A 15,684-nucleotide genomic window follows, 5' to 3' on the forward strand; every position below is an offset into this window, starting at 1 on the left:
GTCACCGGCTTGGTGGAGACCCGGCCGGCTCGAACAGCTCGACCACGTTGCCGGCCGGATCTTCGACCAGGATCTGCTTGCCGCCGGGGCCGGTGACGATCTCGTTCCTGAAGCGCACGTTCTCCTCGCGCAGCCGGGCCACTTCGGCCGCGATGTCGGGCACGATCAGGTGGATCCGGTTCCAGCCGCCCGGCTCGGGCGTGCGCCCGTCGGGCATCGGGCGGCCGGCCGAGCTCTTCGGCCCGGCCAGCAGCAGCCGCAGGTTGCCGCGGGTGACGTCGGCGAACGCCGGCGCCGCGCTGAAGCGCAGCGCGAAGCCGAGGTGACTGGTGTAGAAGTCGACGGCCGCCTGCACGTCATCGACCATGTAGCGAACGTTGACCATGTCTTGCGGGCTGGTCATGAGACCTCCTGGACAGGTGAACGGGTGGATCCGGGGCCGACGGTGGCCAGCCAGAACCCGATGCGGGTCTCCAGCTCCGCCGCCATCGCCTCGAACCGTGGATAGGTGTCCTCCTGGTCGCCGGTGGCGGCGGCCGGGTCGGGGACGCTCCAGTGGAGGTACGCGGGCCGGCCGGGGAAGTCCGGGGAGACCTCCCGCACGCGGTCGCACAAAGTGATCACATAGCTGAACCGGCGGTCGGCGAACACACTGAGGTGCTTGGACCGCTGCCCCGCCGGCTCGATGCCGCGCGATGCCAGCACCCGCTCCACGTTCGGGTGGAGCGGCTTGGGGTGGCTGCCCGCGCTGAACGCCGGGATCCGGCCCTGGGCGCGTACCCTGACCAGCGCCTCAGCCACCTGCGACCGGGCGCTGTTCCCCGTGCACAGGAACAACACGGGACCTCCTTCCGGCGGGAGAGCCGAGGGCGCGGACACCTGTGCCGGAGCCGAGCGCAAACCCGGGTGAAGGGCCGCACCCGCCTCCGCCAGCGATTGAGCGCATCGCGTCAGATCGAGGCGGTAGTAGGTGTCACGGCCGTCGAAGCTGCTGCGCCGCGCCACCACCAGCCCGCTCGCCCGCAACCGGCCCAGGTGATAGGAGACGAGGTTCTGTGGCTGACCGACCAGCGTCACCAGCTCGCGCACCCGCCGGTCGCTGCACGCGAGCTCTCGCAGCAGCCGCCAGCGCAGCGGATCCGCCGCCATTCGCGCGAACGATGGCGGTCCGGGCTGTGCGCCTGCTCCCATACTCGGGACGATACATCAACCTAGTTTGATGGACTAGTGCGTTCAGCCGAGTAGCGCGAACTCGGTCCGGCAGTGCCACCGGTCACCGTCGCTGACGAAGAGGCTGATCGCCGCGACGTCGGCAGTGACCGGCAGCCGCGCGGTCAGCGCGGCTTCCACCTCGTCGAGAACCTGCGCCTGCGGGCTGTAGGCGACGGTCAGATGCGGGATGATCTCCGCGAACTGCCCACCGTAGGGCGGCGCTTCCGGCCACCGCGCCACGACGGCCTCGGTCAGCGCACGGAACGGCTGGTCGGGCGTCGGCGCGAGATAGAGCACGTCGGAGAAGCGGCGGAACGTGTCGAATCGGGCGGTGAACGGGGCATGCGCGCCGAACAGCGTACGGAGCTCGTCGATCACTGCGGCATCGACCCGTTCGATGTCGAGGAACGGCACGAGCACCGTCACGTGCGCGGGGACCCCCGCCGAGGCGGAGGAGTCGAAACGCTGCCGCCAGGGCCCCACCAACGGCTCGGATTCCGCTATGACGGCCAGCAAGGCCGTCTCGCCGGCCCGGTACCGTCCTGAGGTGTCATCCGACATGATCAGATGATTTCAAGCCGGCAGCACGTGTGCCAGCGCATCCCCAGCGCTGCCACGCTCCGGCGACCGGGTGCGGCAGACCTGGGCCAACCGCGATCCTGCTGTGCATGGGAGTCTGCATCTTCTGCGAGATCATCGCAGGGCGAGCCAAGGCCAGCGTGGTCCATGCCGACGACAGCGTGGTGGCCATCCTGGATCACAAACCCGCCACCGCCGGCCACGTACTGGTGATCCCGCGCACGCACGTGGCCGGGCTGGCGGACGCCGATGACGCGATCGGTACGGCGATCTGGCGGGCGGCACGGCGCGTGTCGGCCGCGTTGCGGGCGTCGGGGCTCCGCTGCGAGGGGGTACGGCTGTCACTGGCCGACGGGGAAGCCGCCGGACAGGACGTCTTCCACCTCCACCTGCACGTGGTGCCGCGCTATCCGGGGGACGGCGTTGTGGTCACCGCCGACTGGAAGAAGCGCTCGCGTGACCTTCTCGACCAGGACGCGGCCCTGATCCGGGAGGCGCTCGCCGGTCACCCGGGTCAGGCGCGAAGCTGATCTTCTTGAGGGTCACAGCAATTCAGCCCGCGACCTGGACCGTACGCTAGGCGGAGGGCCACGCTAGCCACGCACCCGGGCGGCGATGTCCTGTGCACACGCCAAGGACTCGGCGTGCGTGGTGTCCACCACCAGGTCATAGACCACGCCCTCGTGCACCACTTCCGCCTGCAACGCGGCCATCCCCCCGACGCGGTCACCCCGGGCGATCTCGCGCCCGGACGCCACCGCGCTGTCGCACCGCACGCCCACCCACAGCACGTCCAGTCCGGCGAGCGCCTTCTGCCACCGCTGCTGGGACCCCGCTCCGCCCAGGAACACGTCATCCACGATGACCCGAGCGCCCGCGCGCGCCATCGCGGCGATCCCCGCAGTCCACGCCACATCCAGGGCCCGGAACTCCGGCCCGACGATCACCCGGCCGTCGGACGCGAAGTTGATCCCCGCATCCGACGCCCGCATGGAGGCAGGCATCGCCTCGACCATGGTGTCAACCGAGAGGGCCAGCCATGGATCCGGCAGGACCGCCTGCAGGCACCGGGAGATCCCGGACTTGCCCGAGCTGGAACCACCGTTGAGAACGATCACCTGAGTTGTCACCGCGCCACGCTAGACCGCGGACCCGCACATTCCAAATGCTTTTCAGCATGCCGTCCGCCGCGTCTGAAGGACGCCCGCCTCCACTCTTCATCCACAGGCTGTGCATGAACTCGAACACATCCCCGGAGGATCGTGGCTTAATCGAGCTGCGCCGTCCGGACATCGGGGGTTACCGCCAGCAGAAGCGCCGACAAAGCCGCGAAAACGGCCGCACCGACGAAGACCAAACCCGGTGACGCGTACGCCAGCGACCACCCGAACACCGCACCGGCCGCCACCGGCACCACGGTCTCCGCCACGGCGCCGATCCCGGTCAACGCGCCGTGCACGGTCCCCTGCTCGTCGGCCCGGACGTTGCGAGAGATCCACGATTGCGCGGCCGCGCCGCCGACCGAGCCCAGCACACCGACCGCCTGCACGACATAGAGCATCCACGGCACGGACACGAACGCCGTACCTGCCAGCGCCACGACGCCGAGCAGGCTGCCCGCCACCGCGGCACGCTTGTCGCCGAGCCGCCGGACGAGCGGCCCGACGGCCCGCGCCTGGAAGACCGCGCCGGCGAGCGCGCCCGCCGCCATCACGACGCCGACGTGCGCGGTGCTCCAGGAGAACTGGTAGGTGAGGAAGAACGTCCAGATCGACTGGTGGATCATGCGGGCGACGTCGGCGCAGAAGCGGGCGTACGCGAGCAGCCCGAGCACCGGCCGACGCAGGACGACGGCGATGGCGGCGACCGGGTTCGCCATCCGCAGGGTCAGCCGGGTCGTCCGGTCGCCGGGGCGCGACTCGGGCAGGACGAACCAGCCGTACGCGACGTTGGCGAAGGACAGGGCGGCCGCGGCGAAGAACGGCAGGCGTACGTCGACGGCGCCGAGCAGGCCGCCGATGGTCGGGCCGGCGACGAAGCCGAGCCCGAACGCGGAGCCGATCAACCCGTACGCGCGAGCCCGCGACTCGGGTTTCGTGACGTCCGCGATGTACGCGTTGACCACGGTGTTCGTTCCCGCGCACGCGCCGGCCAGGGCGTGGAACACCAGGAGGGTCCACGGGCCGGGCGAAACCGCGTGGGCCAGCCAGTCGACGCCGAGACAGGTCAGCGACGCGAGCAGGACGGGCCGCCGGCCGTACCGGTCGGAAAGCCGCCCGAGCAGCGGCGAGACGACGAACTGCAGCAGGCCGTAGATCGAGCCGAGCAGGCCGGACCAGAAGGCGGCAGCGGTGGCGTCCTCGGTGACGGCCTTCATCAGGGCCGGCACGATCGGCACGATCAGGCCGAGCCCGAGCATGTCGAGGAAGACGGTGACGAGGAGGAAGGAGAGGGCGGGTGCCCGGCGCATTACGGCTCCTGAGTCTTGAGAGGGCAGGGCCCCCTCGCGACTCACGATCCGCCGAAAGCACGGAGGATGAGGCTATCTCTGCTGTCAAATCATTTGACTGTCGCACCAGGGGACACTGCGCCGAGAAGGTCAGGAGACTATGGACGAAGAGGCCGTCCAGGCGCTGCGGGCCTGCGGGGATCTGGCGCGAAAGCCCCGCGTGATCGGCACCCGGCCCGGCTCAGGTCACGTGCACATGGAGACCATTCCGGCCACCTGCGACAGGCCGGATCGTGTTCCCTTCTCGAAGACTTTTCGGGTAAGCCCGCACCTCTGCCCCGGTCACTCGGCCACCGTGAAGTAGGCGGCCGGATCAAGGGAATTGAGCGCGATCCAGCGCCGCGCCGTCGCCTCGGCGGGCGCCTCGCCGCCGCCCGCCGAAGCGAGGAAGAAGCCCTGCACGTCGAGAGCGATGCGGGGATCGTCGTCGATGCGCCGCGCCATGTCGTAGTAGACGGCCAGCTCATGGACGCACCGCGGGGTGGCGGCCGGGCAGGAGCAGCCGACGCTGTCGAGGACCGGCGCGAGCGGATGGCCCGCGTCGGCGATCGCGCGGTACAGATCGTCGGTGAGCAGGGGCTGGATGCCACTCAGCTGACGGGAGATCTCGCCCGTCGCCCCCGCGGACATCGGCGCGACCTCGATCGTGACCGTCGAGATGCCGCGACCCCGGTGCACGGCGGCGCGCACGGTCCGGCCGTCGAACGTGATCTGCACCTTCCCGTCGCGTGCCAGGCGCCGCGCGCTCGGGAGCCGGGGGTCGGGACGGGTCTGGCGCAACGACTCGGCGAACCGGACCCAGTCCTTGCCCCACGTCGTGTAGCCGTAGTCGTGGTCGGCCATGGTCAGTTGACTCGCTTCCGGCGCAGGACCTCGATGAGACGGTCGTCGTCCAGGCGGGTCAGCTCGGCGACGCTGGACATGCCGGCGATGTCCGACAGTGCGGACTTGCGGTGGTGCATGGCCGCGATGTGCTCCTCGACGGTGGTCCCGGTGGTCAGGGTGGTGACGGTGACCGTGCGGGTCTGACCGATCCGGTGGACCCGGTCGGACGCCTGAGCCTCCACGGCCGGGTTCCACCACCGGTCGAAGTGGATGACGTCGGCCGCGCGCGTGAGCGTGAGCCCGGCGCCCCCGGCCTTCAGGCTGAGGACGAGCACCTTCGGACCGTCGCCGGACTGGAACCGGCGGACGATGCCGGCCCGTTGCTCCTGGTTCAGGCCGCCGTGGAAGAACGGCGTACTCACCCCGAGCTGTTCGGCGAAATGCCGGACCAGCAGCTCACCGGTCTGCCGGTACTGGGTGAAGACGAGGGTCGGAGAGTCGTTCTCCAGGTTGTTGGCCACGATGTCGGTGCACAGGTCGAGCTTTCCCGACCTGCCCGGCAGCTCACCGAGGTCGTCCGTGATCAGGCCCGGATGGTTGCAGACCTGCTTGAGCGAGGTCAGGACCGCGAGCACCTTGGCCTGCCGCTGGGTGCCGCTGCCGAAACCGTCGTCGATGACCTGCTCCAGCAGCCGGTCGTACAGCCTCTCCTGCTCCTCGGTGAGGTCGCAGATGAGATCGGCCTGGATCTTGGGCGGGAGCGACCCCGCGACCTGGGACTTCTTCCGCATCAGCACGACCGGCTCGATGGCACCGCGCAGCCGGGCGCCAGCGGCCGGGGAGCCGTCCGCGAGCGGCCGCACGAAACGGTGGCGGAACTGCGTCCGGTTCCCGAACAGGTGCGGTACGACCAGATTGAGCAGGGCCCACAGCTCGTCGAGGTGATTCTCGACGGGCGTCCCGGTCAGGGCGATCCGCGCGCCGGCCGCGATGGCGCGCGCGGCCTTCGACACCTGCGTACGGGGGTTCTTCAGGACCTGCGCCTCGTCGAAGACCGCGGTGCTCCACTGGATCCCCGCCAGGGCCGGGCTGTGGGTGCGCAGCGTGGGGTAGCCGGTGAGCACCACCGTGCCGCTGCCCACCGCGGGCAGCGGCCCGCCGCGCCAGGTCGTGGTGCGCAGGTCGGGTGCGAACCGCGCGATCTCGTGCGCCCAGTTCCCCACCAACGACGTGGGACAGACCACCAGTTGCGGCCCCTCCTCGGCCCGTCCGGCGACACAGCCGATGGTCTGCAGGGTCTTGCCGAGTCCCATCTCGTCGGCCAGCACCGCGCCGCCGTGCGTCTCGATGGTCTCGCGCAGCCAGCTCACCCCGCGTACCTGATACGGGCGCAGCTTGGCGGTGAGCGCCGTGCGCATCTCCGCCCCCACCGCGGTGGTGCGGCGGAAGACGCCGCTGGCGTGCTCCGGCGTCGTGACGGCGACACCGGTGGCATCGGGGACCGCGTGCGCGGCGATCGGCAGAGCCGACTCGCCGCCCGCGATCCACGACCGCCAGACGTCCACCGACCGACCGGGCGAGTCGAGGGGCACGGCCGCGAGCCGGTCCGGCTCGATCAGCACGCAGTCGACGTCGGACACCTTGAGCCGGCCGAGGTCCGCCGTCGGGACGACCAGGGGGACGGTCTCGACGTCACCGACCGGCGGGGCTGCCCCCACCGCGCCGTCGGCCCAGGTCCACAGGGCGAACATGTGCCGGTCGGGCAGGTACGTGGCCTGGCTGCCCGACCGCGACTCGGGGAGTTTCTGCCTGGTTCCCATGGCGTCAGCGGCTGCCCACGCCGTCGCCCTCGCGGGCGGCCAGGCTCTCGGCCCCGGCCCGGGGGTCCGTCTCGTCCGCGACCGGGCCGCCGTCCCGCGCGGGCTCCGGCGCGCCCCCGGCAGCCGCGGGCTTGCGGACCGAGCGCAGGGCGAGCAGCAGCACGGCCGCGCCGAACAGCGCGATGAACATGATCCAGACCGCGCCGGCATGCATGGCGTGGACGTACGCGTCGTCGGCGGCGGGCCCGAGCGCGGGCAGGTGGTACGTGGTGGCGATGTGCCGCGCCTGCTCGGCGGAGACCCGCGCCTGCTCCCGGAGCGGTCCGGGGACACCGTCCAGCGACGGCTCGATCGCGCTTCGGTACCCGATCGACATGATCGTGCCGCCGACGGCGATACCGAGCACACTGCCGGTCTGGCGCACGGTGTTGGTGACGGCCGCCCCGGCCCCGGCCCGCTCCAGCGGCAGCGTGCTGATCAGCGCCGCGGTCACCGGGCCGAGCACCATGCCGATGGACAGGCCCTGGACCAGCAGCACGACCTCGATCCAGACGAGGGGCGTGGCCAGCCCGAAGAGCCCGTACGCGCCCATGGTCAGCGCCGCGACGATCAGCGCCGGCACCGCGACGAGCCGCAGCGACCAGCGATGCACCAGCCGGGCGCCGACGGGCGCGCCGAAGATCGCGCCGAGCGCGGTCGGGAGGCTGGCCAGGCCCGCCTCGATCGGCGAGTAGCCGAGCGCGCCCTGCAGGTAGAACGCGTTGTAGAAGGTGACCGCGGACACGGCGAACAGGAGCAGGCCGAGCGCCACGTTGCCGCCGCCGAACGCGCGCTGGGCGAGCAGCCGGGGATCAAAGCTCGGCATCCTGCTGCGCAGTTCGACGCGGACGAACACGGCCAGCAGGATCAGCCCGCCGGCGATCGGCGCCCAGACGTCCGTACGGTCCCAGGCCGCCACCTGACCCGCGCGGATCAGTCCGTAGGCGAACGCCGCGAGACCGGTGACGGACAGCAGCATCCCGGCCAGGTCCAGCGGTCGCACGGCGGGGCTGCGGAAGTTCGGGACGAGCAGGACGATGCCGATCAGCGCGAGGACCGCGACCGGGACGTTGACCAGGAAGACCGAGCCCCACCAGAAGTGGTCGAGCAGCACACCGGCGAGCACCGGGCCCACGGCCATGCCGACCCCGGCGGAGGTCGAGGAGATGGCGATCGCGGTCGACCGCGCCGGGCCGGTGAACGTCCACATGAGGATGGCCAGGTTGGCCGGCATGATCAGCGCGCTGCCGACGCCCATCGCCGCCCGCGCGGCGACGAGCTGCCCCGCGTCGCCCGCGTACGCCGCCCACACCGAGGACGCGGCGAAGACCACCAGGCCCGCCGCGAGCACGACCCGGTGGCCGAAGCGGTCGCCCAGCGCACCCGCGGTGAACATCAAGGTGGCGAAGGCCAGAGTGTACGAGCCGGTGGCCCACTGCAGCTCGGCCGGGCCGGCGTTCAGCCCGCGGACCGGGTCCGCGAGGGTCTCCAGGGTGGTGCTCAGGACGGTGTTGTCCAGCCAGATCAGCAGTGAACACACCATGAGAACGGCGAGAATCAACTGCTGCCTGGACTTCGAAAACGTGGATGTGGTCATGAACACCTTTGAACGCGATCCGAAAAGCCGACCAGCGGACCGTAGGCAATCACCGGGCGTTTGTCAATTCCTGGGCGACGGTAACGGGTGGCGATTCTCCGGCGCCCCCGAGGGCATACTTCCAGCGCTCTGTCAATTTCTGATCCTGTTGTTTGACTTCGCGTGAATTTCGTGCCCCGTCCCGTGTTATGCCTCTGCTTCGCGCCGTGCACCACGTCGTACGCTGCACCGGAAGCAGGAAGGGGGCGGGCGGCCGCTCCCGGGGTCCTGTCCTGGGCCGCCGGGAGCGACCGAGCACCCAGACGGCTCTTCCCGCGTATTTTTGGAATAGGAGAGGCAGGGGACAGAGCTGACCCATTCTCGCCAGGGTGTTGCCCGTCTTCATGAAGAAGGGAGGCACATCCTGAATCAGGTTTGCTCTGGCAATTCTTCTATTCGCGCCCGCCAATTGATTTTCTGTGTCGCATTCCTCGCAGAGACGGACGCTGATCTCGCCGGCCGTACTCGGCAGGACTTGACCCATCCCTGACCGCATCGCGGCCTCCAGCCCCAGCGATCCCTTCCCCGATCTGCGCCACAGCACGGCGAGCCCCGGCCTTCCCGCCGGGACCTGGCAAGCCGCCGTTCCGTGAGGATGATCAGCCCCCACATCCGCCCGCCATACCCCCACATCTTGACAGGCAGCCATCCGGCTGCCTAATTTAAAGGCAGCCAAAAGGCTGCATATCGACAACGGCAACCGGGTACGAGGACGGGCATGGACGAGGTGTTCAAGGCACTGGCCGATCCGAGCCGGCGCGCGCTGCTCGACTCGCTCAACGCCCGCAACGGGCAGACGCTGCGCGAGCTGTGCACCGGACTCGACATGGCCCGGCAGTCCGTCAGCAAGCACCTCGCGGTGTTGGAGGAGGCCGGTCTCGTCGCCACCGTGCGACAGGGCCGGGAGAAGCTGCACTACCTCAACGCCGCGCCCGTGCACGAGATCGCCGACCGGTGGATCAGCCGCTACGACCAGGCCAGGGTCCAAGCCCTGGCGGACCTGAAACTAGCCCTGGAGGAAACCCCGATGGACGCGCCGACCTTCGTCTACACCACCTACATCCGCACCACCCCGCAGAAGCTCTGGCAGGCGCTGACCGAGCCCGCCTTCACCCGCCGCTACTGGGCCACGGAGTTCACCACGGACTGGTCCGTCGGCTCGCCGATGACCTGGGACAACCACGGCGTGCTGATCAGCGACCCGGAGCAGGTCGTGCTGGAGTCCGAACCCTACAGCCGGCTCTCCTACACCTGGCACGCCATCACCCCTGAGCTCGCCAAGCGCTTCGGCTGGGACGAGGAGATGCTCACCCGGCTGTCCGGCGAGGCCCGTTCGAAGGTCACCTTCACGATCGAGGAGGAGGCCGCGCAGGTCGTGAAGCTGACCGTCGTGCACGACGGCTTCGAGCCCGCATCGAGCCTGGCCGAGATGGTCAGCCACGGCTGGCCGAACGTGGTGGCGAGCCTGAAGTCGCTGCTGGAGACCGGCGAACCACTGCCGGACGGTGCGTGACCTCCCCGATCAGGGCTCGGCGACGTCGCGAGGTGCCGCCGGGGCCGGCTCGCCCAGAGGAAGGCGAGCCGGCCCGGAGAGCACCCGCGGTCGCACCGAGCGCCAACCAGCAGCCGCCATGCCCGGAGTGGCCCCCGGCACGTCTCGCCAGGTCCGCGCCATACGTGTCAGAGGTTCCTGGCCCGGGAACCCCGCGATTCGCGACGAGTTCTGCGGCGTCCGACGGTCGTACTGTCGAACCCGCCACCGAGGAGGAAGCCCGCCGCCAGCGGAACCCCCCGGCATGCGATCATCGATGGATGGCAACGAGAAAGGCCGATGGCCGCTGACCACCGGCTCGCGCTGCACGCGACGCTTCCCGACCGCTACGCCCGTCATGAGGTCCTGGCCTCGACCGTCGACCACCGCGGTCGGCTCGTCGCCTTGGTCGCCGACCCCAGCCCCGTCCTGCACTTCTCCAGGCTCCGGCCACCCCCGCGCTACGCGACCGCCGTCATCTGCGAGGGGACGGAGATCCGCGAGATTGCGCTGGCAGACCTCGACCTGTGGTTCACCCACATCGACACCCTTGGCGACGGCATCGTGCTGGCCACCGCGCGCTGCGAGCCCGTGGGCATCGACAGAGAGCGGTACGGAGAGCCAGTTCCGGAGGACGAACTACACCTCTCCGACAACGTCCCGCTGATCGAGCTCGACGCCGACGGCGTCCGGAGCGTCGTACCGAACCCCGTAACAGGCTGCACCGGCTTGGCCGTCTCCGGTGCTGAGCTCGCCTTCCTCGATCAACACCGAGCGGGCGGCGGCTTCCACTGGGAGATCCGTAAGGCCCGCCGACAGAGCGGAGCCATCACCGAGACGGGGCGCCGGCACCTGCTGCTACCGGACGGCCGACACCCAACCGGCTGGGCACGGGGAAAGATCGGCAGGGATGGGACGCTGTGGCTGCACCAGGATGGTGACCCGCGGCGTTGGTACCGCTATGAGGTGGACACCTGAGGCCGATCAGGGCGTAGCCCTCGCCCCGGCGGCGAGCACTTGGCATCCGAGACGGACGAATCGTCTACCACTCGTCGATCCAGATGTACCACGGTCCGTCCAAGTGGCGGTAGGAGCCCGGCGAGTCGATGTCCGGCTCGCCATTCGGACTCCAGGCAAAGCCGTAGCTTCCGAAGAGGCCCGCATCCTCGATCATGAAGCCGAAGGCCCGGCGCGATCCTTCAAGGTACTTGACGGGATAGAGGCCGATCCGATTCCGCTTCCCCTGAGACGTCCCCTCCGACACCTTCTTCGCGAAGAGGTCGAGGCTGCCGCGCGACAGCTCGAAACGCATCCTGACCGGCGCACCGACGTAGACCAGTGAGCCGACCAACGCCACGACCAGCGGCGGCACAGCCCAGAACCGCCAGTTACGACGTAATGCGCCTCGCCTTCCCCGCCGGACAAGGGAGGCACCAAGCACGATCAGCCAACCGCCACCGAACAACAGCCAACCGATGGCCACGAGCATGAGCCACATGAAATGCCACCCGGGAACACTCGTCGCATAAATCGTTCCGAGCCCCAGCAATACGGCGACCGTCCCCCATGCCCTGCCATTGACGTTCGTGGGAGCGAGCCGGCGAGACGCATCAGGAAGATCGTCCGTTAAGTCCACCGCGTGAGCTTAACCTTCACTGGTGGCGATTCCGCCGAGCTGGTGTGCACGTATTGTGCAGGAATCCACGCCCGATATCGAGGATTCCTGCAGCCGGCGCGTGACCGTGACCCTGGCTGGTGGAGGTGACAAATACACGGATGCACGCGGAAGCACGGCGAGCCGCCTACTGCCCGGTGAGCTGACGCTTCGTTCCTCAACACCGGATCGTCGATGACCCCCTACCAACGACGAAGGCCCGCCCACACGTGGCACAACTGACGCCACTCCGGCGCATCCCTCATGCACGACGCCCAGGGCACCCCGCTCCATGTCGCGTCCGAAATCCTCAGCCTTTGTATGTGTTCGTCACCTCACCGGATGGCATCGACGTCGTCCATCCGTCGCCAAGAGGCTTCGCGTCCCATGAGAGCCGGATCGCAGGCTTGGTCTGGAGCACAACCGGCTCCTTGTAGTCCTCCCGGAACCACAACTTCAACTCTTCGTAGCCGGACCGCTCGCGCTCAACGGACAGCCTCCCGAGGTGCCGCAGCTTGAGATAAGCGACCTCCTCTCCGTTCGCGTAGATGCTGATATACGCGTCACCCGCCGTGGGGTGGATGGAGAAGAGGACCGATATCGCGCCTCGGGTGAGTTGGAATGACTGAAGGCCGAGCGGCCAGGGAACGTCCTCGTCCTCGCCTTGCGGCTCATCCTCAAAAGCCAGATCAAATCTGCGAGCTCAGGGATCTCCATGGCGGGAACATACTTGAGCACGCTCACTCACATCAGCAGCCCTCACGCGCGCAGGCCGCCGCCGTCACCACCAAGCAGTGATCAGCCACATTGCCCGGTGAGCCAGAGTAAGGAACAAACCCTGACTCACCAATCGCCCAAGCACATATGGCGGCCAGCCACGCCACGGCAATCGTGCGGGCTGCGCGCGCGGCAACCCCAGCCGGATCATCCGGTCGGTCAGGCGCTGCTTCGGGGGCGTTCGACGACTTTCAGCTCGCAAACGCCGTCCGAACACGAACGCTGTAGTCGCCCCCTTGAGATGGTCTGCGCCAGTCCGATCGCCCAGCAGGTCGGACACCCGCGAAAAGCGAACACCCCAACCGCGGCGAGCAGCAAGCTGACCGGCCCGACCACCGGTACGAGCGCAACCGAGCAGATCAGAGCACCAAAGCCGACCACACCACGCACCAGATGCCGCGGCAGCGACGAGCTCGCAAAGCTCTGGCCGTCAGTCATCGAGACCTCCAGGAGCCGAACCCGACAACATCGGGACCTGGAGAATCCTGGCCCACCAACATCGAGATCTTCTGTGACCGGTCAACCATCGACATCGAGACCCCCCAGAGCCGGACCGGACAACGTGCGCTGCACCGTCGCGCGGGCGCGATGCAACCGTGACTTCATCGCCGAGGTACTGAGCCCCAGCATGTCGGCGACCATCCGCCCGCTGAGCCCTTGCACATCCCGCATGATCAGCACCTGCCGTTGATCGGTGGGTAGCGCCGCGATTGCCGCCGCCACCCGCGCGGCCTCCAGGCGCTCGAACACCTCGTCCTCAGCCGACGGCGCTGCGGTGGCCTCGGTGCGCAGCGGCTGAGGCCGCATCACGAGCCGTGCCCGCCGGATGCATTCATTGCGAATGATCCGGAACATCCACGACACGAGCGCGCTGGAGGCACGCAAAGTTCCGATTTTCCGATACAGGACGATCAGCGCCTCCTGGGCGGCGTCCTCGGCGTCCTCGGGCGTGGCACACAACGACCGCGCGAACCTTTGCACGTGCGGGTGAGCACCCGACACCAGAGCCGTGAGCGACTCGATGTCACCACTGCGCGCGGCGGCGACCAGCCGCTCGTCCGACCATGTCGTCTCAGCCACGTTCACGCCTCCTCCGGCGAAGCACCACGACGCTACATGTGCAGATGAGCACAGCAGCTACGGCGACAGCGATACCTACTACCACGACAACCTCCATGTCCGATGTCGCCGGCGGGGTTGCCGGGACGCGTATAAGAGGCACCGAAGCCGCGAAAGGATTCGCCTCACCGACGAGAAAGCCGGTTGGGCTGATGTGGATCTCGTAGCCGTGCCAGAACAGGTCCTCGCCCTTGGCGGCCCAGCGGGCGTCGAGGTCACCTCTACGCCCAGCCCGCCTCGCCCACCAGCCGGTGCGTTCCCACCCAGCCGTTGTGATCATCGACATGGCTGGCAGACTGCGCGATATGAGCGAGGTCCTGGCGCCCCCCTTCCCGTTTCCCCGATGACACGTTCCCATCCAGCCTCGGGGCCGTAGTGCAGGGAACGGTGATCTCCGGCAGTTGCCCGCGCTCATCATGATTCACGACGATGAAAAACGACTGGCTCATCGGCGATGACGGTACCGACGCCAGCGACCCGGATGCTTCGGCAATCTGCCATGTTGCTGACGTCGTGGATCTCGATCCGAGCGTGGCCGAAACTGCGTCTCTCCCGTGTGGGTACGCTGCGCGCAGAACCTCAAAAGAAGAGCCATGGGTGATTGAGGAGTGGTACTACGAGGAGGAGGTATAGGTCTCGACCTGCGCATCCATCGACTCCCACCCGCCTGACTGAAAGCGGGGGACGCCGAATCGAAACCGCTATCAGCTTGGGAACTGCATCGATCATGGCCCGAGGAGCCGCTGAGCTGGGCAGAAAGTCGGTCCTGAGTGACCATGATTGACCCCTCGTCACCGGTCTTAATGGCCCGGGATCAGCCCAAGTAGGGCAGGGATTCCATTCTGTCGGAGCACTGCCCTACGGTAATGCGGTCCACGGGTTCGTGATGATCGGAGTGAGAAGGCGTGCAACTGACAACCCCACCTGCACCAGTGGATGTCGCGGCACTCTTTCCAGAGTTAACAGACCAGGGCAGGATAACGATTCGGCTGCACCCACGCCGTGGCGCTCCGGCCGTCACAGATAGTTCCATGGGCGGCCCTCTACTGTGGCCTGCCGAAGAAGCATGGCTCCACTGTGAGGCGTCAGAGCACGCGGACCCATCAGGGCTTTGGGGACGCGTAGCGATGGTGCCCGTCTTACAGATCTACGCTCGCGATGTCCCAGAGCTGCCGTTCCCCGCCGGAACAGACCTGTGCCAGGTGTTGTGGTGCCCCGTAACCCATGAGCCCGATCACGTCCCTATCCTCCACGTGGTCTGGCGGGACTCGCGGCTCGTCACGAAGGCTCACCAGGGTTCCCGAACCGGTGGAGGCTGAGGTGGAGTACCTGCCCGTGTCGGCTTCCCAACAACCCTGCCGAACGCGCCAAGCTCCCGCGCATCCAGGCCACCGAGCCCGGCATGATCTGGGGGGCTGCCCAGCTCCGTGCGTTCCTCGTCACGGCGCACGAGCACCGGCTGTACGCCTTCTTCCACCTGGCCGCCTACACCGGCGCTCGACGTGGCGAGTTGCTCAACCTTCGCTGGACGGACGTGGACCTGGACAAGCCGCAGATCCACATCACCGGCACCGCCGCCGTGATCGACCGCGAACGAGTCGAGGGCACCACCAAGAGCGGACGTTCCCGCGTCGTGTCCCTCGACCCCAGCACGGTCCGGGTCCTCAAGGCGCACCGTGCCCGCCAGGACGAAGAGCGACTCAGGCTCGGCGAGTTCTGGAAGGGCGGCGGCGCGTACGTCTTCACGACCGGCTGGGGAGATCCGCTGTTCCCCGACACACCCAGCTCGCTGATGCCCAAGCTCATCGAGACTCACAACAAGCAGAACCCGAGAGCCCAACTCCCCCACGCCCGCGTGTTGAGTCGGCCTGGGGCGCGGTGCCGGGATTGCTCTCAGTCCGTTTCCCCAGGCCGCTCGCCGAACCCGCCGTGCCGATCTCTCGGCAACGGGCTCTCCACGGTCTCTATCGTCAGGCGGGGTTC

General features: G+C 68.5%; 17 protein-coding genes. 5 read left to right on the forward strand and 12 right to left on the reverse strand.

Going from position 1 to position 15,684, the window contains the following annotated elements:
* Position 1: 1 nt before the first annotated feature.
* The 3 genes from ETD85_RS10900 to ETD85_RS10910 all read right to left on the reverse strand — a co-directional run bounded on the left by ETD85_RS10900 (position 2) and on the right by ETD85_RS10910 (position 1,773).
* Positions 2 to 403 (reverse strand): VOC family protein, encoded by a 402-nt coding sequence (locus ETD85_RS10900; RefSeq protein ID WP_138689522.1) that lies wholly within the window; start codon positions 401 to 403, stop codon positions 2 to 4.
* A complete protein-coding gene (locus tag ETD85_RS10905; protein ID WP_240779080.1) occupies positions 400 to 1,149 on the reverse strand; it encodes an arsenate reductase/protein-tyrosine-phosphatase family protein in 750 nt (249 codons plus the stop codon). Before ETD85_RS10905 ends, ETD85_RS10900 begins: the two co-directional genes overlap by 4 nt.
* An 84-nt stretch (positions 1,150 to 1,233) precedes the next feature.
* Positions 1,234 to 1,773 carry a 2'-5' RNA ligase family protein gene (locus tag ETD85_RS10910; protein ID WP_138689524.1) on the reverse strand — a complete coding sequence of 180 codons (540 nt, stop codon included), beginning with the start codon at positions 1,771 to 1,773 and terminating at the stop codon, positions 1,234 to 1,236.
* A 107-nt stretch (positions 1,774 to 1,880) separates the two neighbouring features.
* Between ETD85_RS10910 and ETD85_RS10915 the strand changes: the two genes are divergently transcribed.
* Entirely contained in the window at positions 1,881 to 2,321 is a 441-nt protein-coding gene (locus ETD85_RS10915; RefSeq protein ID WP_138689525.1) for an HIT family protein, read from the forward strand.
* A 63-nt stretch (positions 2,322 to 2,384) separates the two neighbouring features.
* On the opposite strand, the gene cpt is transcribed toward ETD85_RS10915, so the two are convergent.
* The 5 genes from cpt to ETD85_RS10940 form a co-directional block, all read right to left on the reverse strand.
* Positions 2,385 to 2,921, reverse strand: a complete 537-nt coding sequence (gene cpt / locus ETD85_RS10920) for a chloramphenicol phosphotransferase CPT (RefSeq protein WP_138689526.1) — start codon at positions 2,919 to 2,921, stop codon at positions 2,385 to 2,387.
* Between the two features lie 137 nt (positions 2,922 to 3,058).
* Positions 3,059 to 4,261 carry an MFS transporter gene (locus ETD85_RS10925; protein WP_138689527.1) on the reverse strand — a complete coding sequence of 401 codons (1,203 nt, stop codon included), beginning with the start codon at positions 4,259 to 4,261 and terminating at the stop codon, positions 3,059 to 3,061.
* 321 nt (positions 4,262 to 4,582) lie between these two features.
* A complete protein-coding gene (locus ETD85_RS10930) occupies positions 4,583 to 5,143 on the reverse strand; it encodes a hypothetical protein (protein ID WP_138689528.1) in 561 nt (186 codons plus the stop codon).
* A 2-nt stretch (positions 5,144 to 5,145) separates the two neighbouring features.
* Positions 5,146 to 6,945 carry a DEAD/DEAH box helicase gene (locus ETD85_RS10935; protein WP_240779081.1) on the reverse strand — a complete coding sequence of 600 codons (1,800 nt, stop codon included), beginning with the start codon at positions 6,943 to 6,945 and terminating at the stop codon, positions 5,146 to 5,148.
* Between the two features lie 4 nt (positions 6,946 to 6,949).
* Complete coding sequence (locus ETD85_RS10940) at positions 6,950 to 8,581, reverse strand: MFS transporter (RefSeq protein ID WP_138689529.1); 1,632 nt, start codon at positions 8,579 to 8,581, stop codon at positions 6,950 to 6,952.
* A gap of 757 nt (positions 8,582 to 9,338) precedes the next feature.
* On the opposite strand from ETD85_RS10940, the gene ETD85_RS10945 reads away from it, so the two are divergent.
* Together ETD85_RS10945 and ETD85_RS10950 are read left to right on the forward strand one after the other, a co-directional pair.
* Positions 9,339 to 10,133: an ArsR/SmtB family transcription factor gene (locus ETD85_RS10945; RefSeq protein ID WP_138689530.1), complete on the forward strand. Its 795-nt coding sequence runs from the start codon at positions 9,339 to 9,341 to the stop codon at positions 10,131 to 10,133.
* 318 nt (positions 10,134 to 10,451) lie between these two features.
* The gene (locus ETD85_RS10950) at positions 10,452 to 11,129 is read left to right on the forward strand and encodes a hypothetical protein (protein WP_138689531.1); all 678 of its coding nucleotides are present in this window, start codon (positions 10,452 to 10,454) and stop codon (positions 11,127 to 11,129) included.
* A 64-nt stretch (positions 11,130 to 11,193) separates the two neighbouring features.
* Here the strand turns inward: ETD85_RS10950 and ETD85_RS10955 are convergent, their stop codons facing one another.
* From ETD85_RS10955 to ETD85_RS10970, 4 genes are all read right to left on the reverse strand, one after another.
* Positions 11,194 to 11,787 carry a hypothetical protein gene (locus ETD85_RS10955; RefSeq protein WP_138689532.1) on the reverse strand — a complete coding sequence of 198 codons (594 nt, stop codon included), beginning with the start codon at positions 11,785 to 11,787 and terminating at the stop codon, positions 11,194 to 11,196.
* Between the two features lie 954 nt (positions 11,788 to 12,741).
* Positions 12,742 to 13,020 carry a hypothetical protein gene (locus ETD85_RS10960; protein WP_138689533.1) on the reverse strand — a complete coding sequence of 93 codons (279 nt, stop codon included), beginning with the start codon at positions 13,018 to 13,020 and terminating at the stop codon, positions 12,742 to 12,744.
* 81 nt (positions 13,021 to 13,101) lie between these two features.
* Positions 13,102 to 13,668 (reverse strand): RNA polymerase sigma factor, encoded by a 567-nt coding sequence (locus ETD85_RS10965; protein ID WP_240779082.1) that lies wholly within the window; start codon positions 13,666 to 13,668, stop codon positions 13,102 to 13,104.
* Positions 13,655 to 13,987 carry a hypothetical protein gene (locus ETD85_RS10970; protein WP_138689535.1) on the reverse strand — a complete coding sequence of 111 codons (333 nt, stop codon included), beginning with the start codon at positions 13,985 to 13,987 and terminating at the stop codon, positions 13,655 to 13,657. The genes ETD85_RS10965 and ETD85_RS10970 overlap by 14 nt, the downstream gene beginning before the upstream one ends.
* A gap of 143 nt (positions 13,988 to 14,130) precedes the next feature.
* Between ETD85_RS10970 and ETD85_RS10975 the strand changes: the two genes are divergently transcribed.
* Entirely contained in the window at positions 14,131 to 14,334 is a 204-nt protein-coding gene (locus tag ETD85_RS10975) for a hypothetical protein (protein WP_138689536.1), read from the forward strand.
* Between the two features lie 769 nt (positions 14,335 to 15,103).
* On the forward strand, positions 15,104 to 15,684 hold a 581-nt coding region (locus ETD85_RS10980; RefSeq protein ID WP_138689537.1), incomplete at its 3' end, for a site-specific integrase.

It is taken from the genome of Nonomuraea zeae (assembly GCF_005889725.1).
Taxonomy (GTDB): Bacteria; Actinomycetota; Actinomycetes; order Streptosporangiales; family Streptosporangiaceae; genus Nonomuraea; species Nonomuraea zeae.

What these genes read in the sequence shown, in the direction of transcription:
- ETD85_RS10925 (WP_138689527.1), bottom strand. Translation starts at nt 4,261, where the DNA reads ATGCGCCGGGCACCCGCCCTCTCCTTCCTCCTCGTCACCGTCTTCCTC.
- ETD85_RS10910 (WP_138689524.1), bottom strand. Translation starts at nt 1,773, where the DNA reads ATGTCGGATGACACCTCAGGACGGTACCGGGCCGGCGAGACGGCCTTG.
- ETD85_RS10975 (WP_138689536.1), top strand. Translation starts at nt 14,131, where the DNA reads ATGAAAAACGACTGGCTCATCGGCGATGACGGTACCGACGCCAGCGAC.
- ETD85_RS10960 (WP_138689533.1), bottom strand. Translation starts at nt 13,020, where the DNA reads ATGACTGACGGCCAGAGCTTTGCGAGCTCGTCGCTGCCGCGGCATCTG.
- ETD85_RS10970 (WP_138689535.1), bottom strand. Translation starts at nt 13,987, where the DNA reads ATGTCGATGATCACAACGGCTGGGTGGGAACGCACCGGCTGGTGGGCG.
- ETD85_RS10950 (WP_138689531.1), top strand. Translation starts at nt 10,452, where the DNA reads ATGGCCGCTGACCACCGGCTCGCGCTGCACGCGACGCTTCCCGACCGC.
- ETD85_RS10930 (WP_138689528.1), bottom strand. Translation starts at nt 5,143, where the DNA reads ATGGCCGACCACGACTACGGCTACACGACGTGGGGCAAGGACTGGGTC.
- ETD85_RS10905 (WP_240779080.1), bottom strand. Translation starts at nt 1,149, where the DNA reads ATGGCGGCGGATCCGCTGCGCTGGCGGCTGCTGCGAGAGCTCGCGTGC.
- ETD85_RS10935 (WP_240779081.1), bottom strand. Translation starts at nt 6,945, where the DNA reads ATGGGAACCAGGCAGAAACTCCCCGAGTCGCGGTCGGGCAGCCAGGCC.
- ETD85_RS10945 (WP_138689530.1), top strand. Translation starts at nt 9,339, where the DNA reads ATGGACGAGGTGTTCAAGGCACTGGCCGATCCGAGCCGGCGCGCGCTG.
- ETD85_RS10900 (WP_138689522.1), bottom strand. Translation starts at nt 403, where the DNA reads ATGACCAGCCCGCAAGACATGGTCAACGTTCGCTACATGGTCGATGAC.
- ETD85_RS10940 (WP_138689529.1), bottom strand. Translation starts at nt 8,581, where the DNA reads ATGACCACATCCACGTTTTCGAAGTCCAGGCAGCAGTTGATTCTCGCC.
- ETD85_RS10915 (WP_138689525.1), top strand. Translation starts at nt 1,881, where the DNA reads ATGGGAGTCTGCATCTTCTGCGAGATCATCGCAGGGCGAGCCAAGGCC.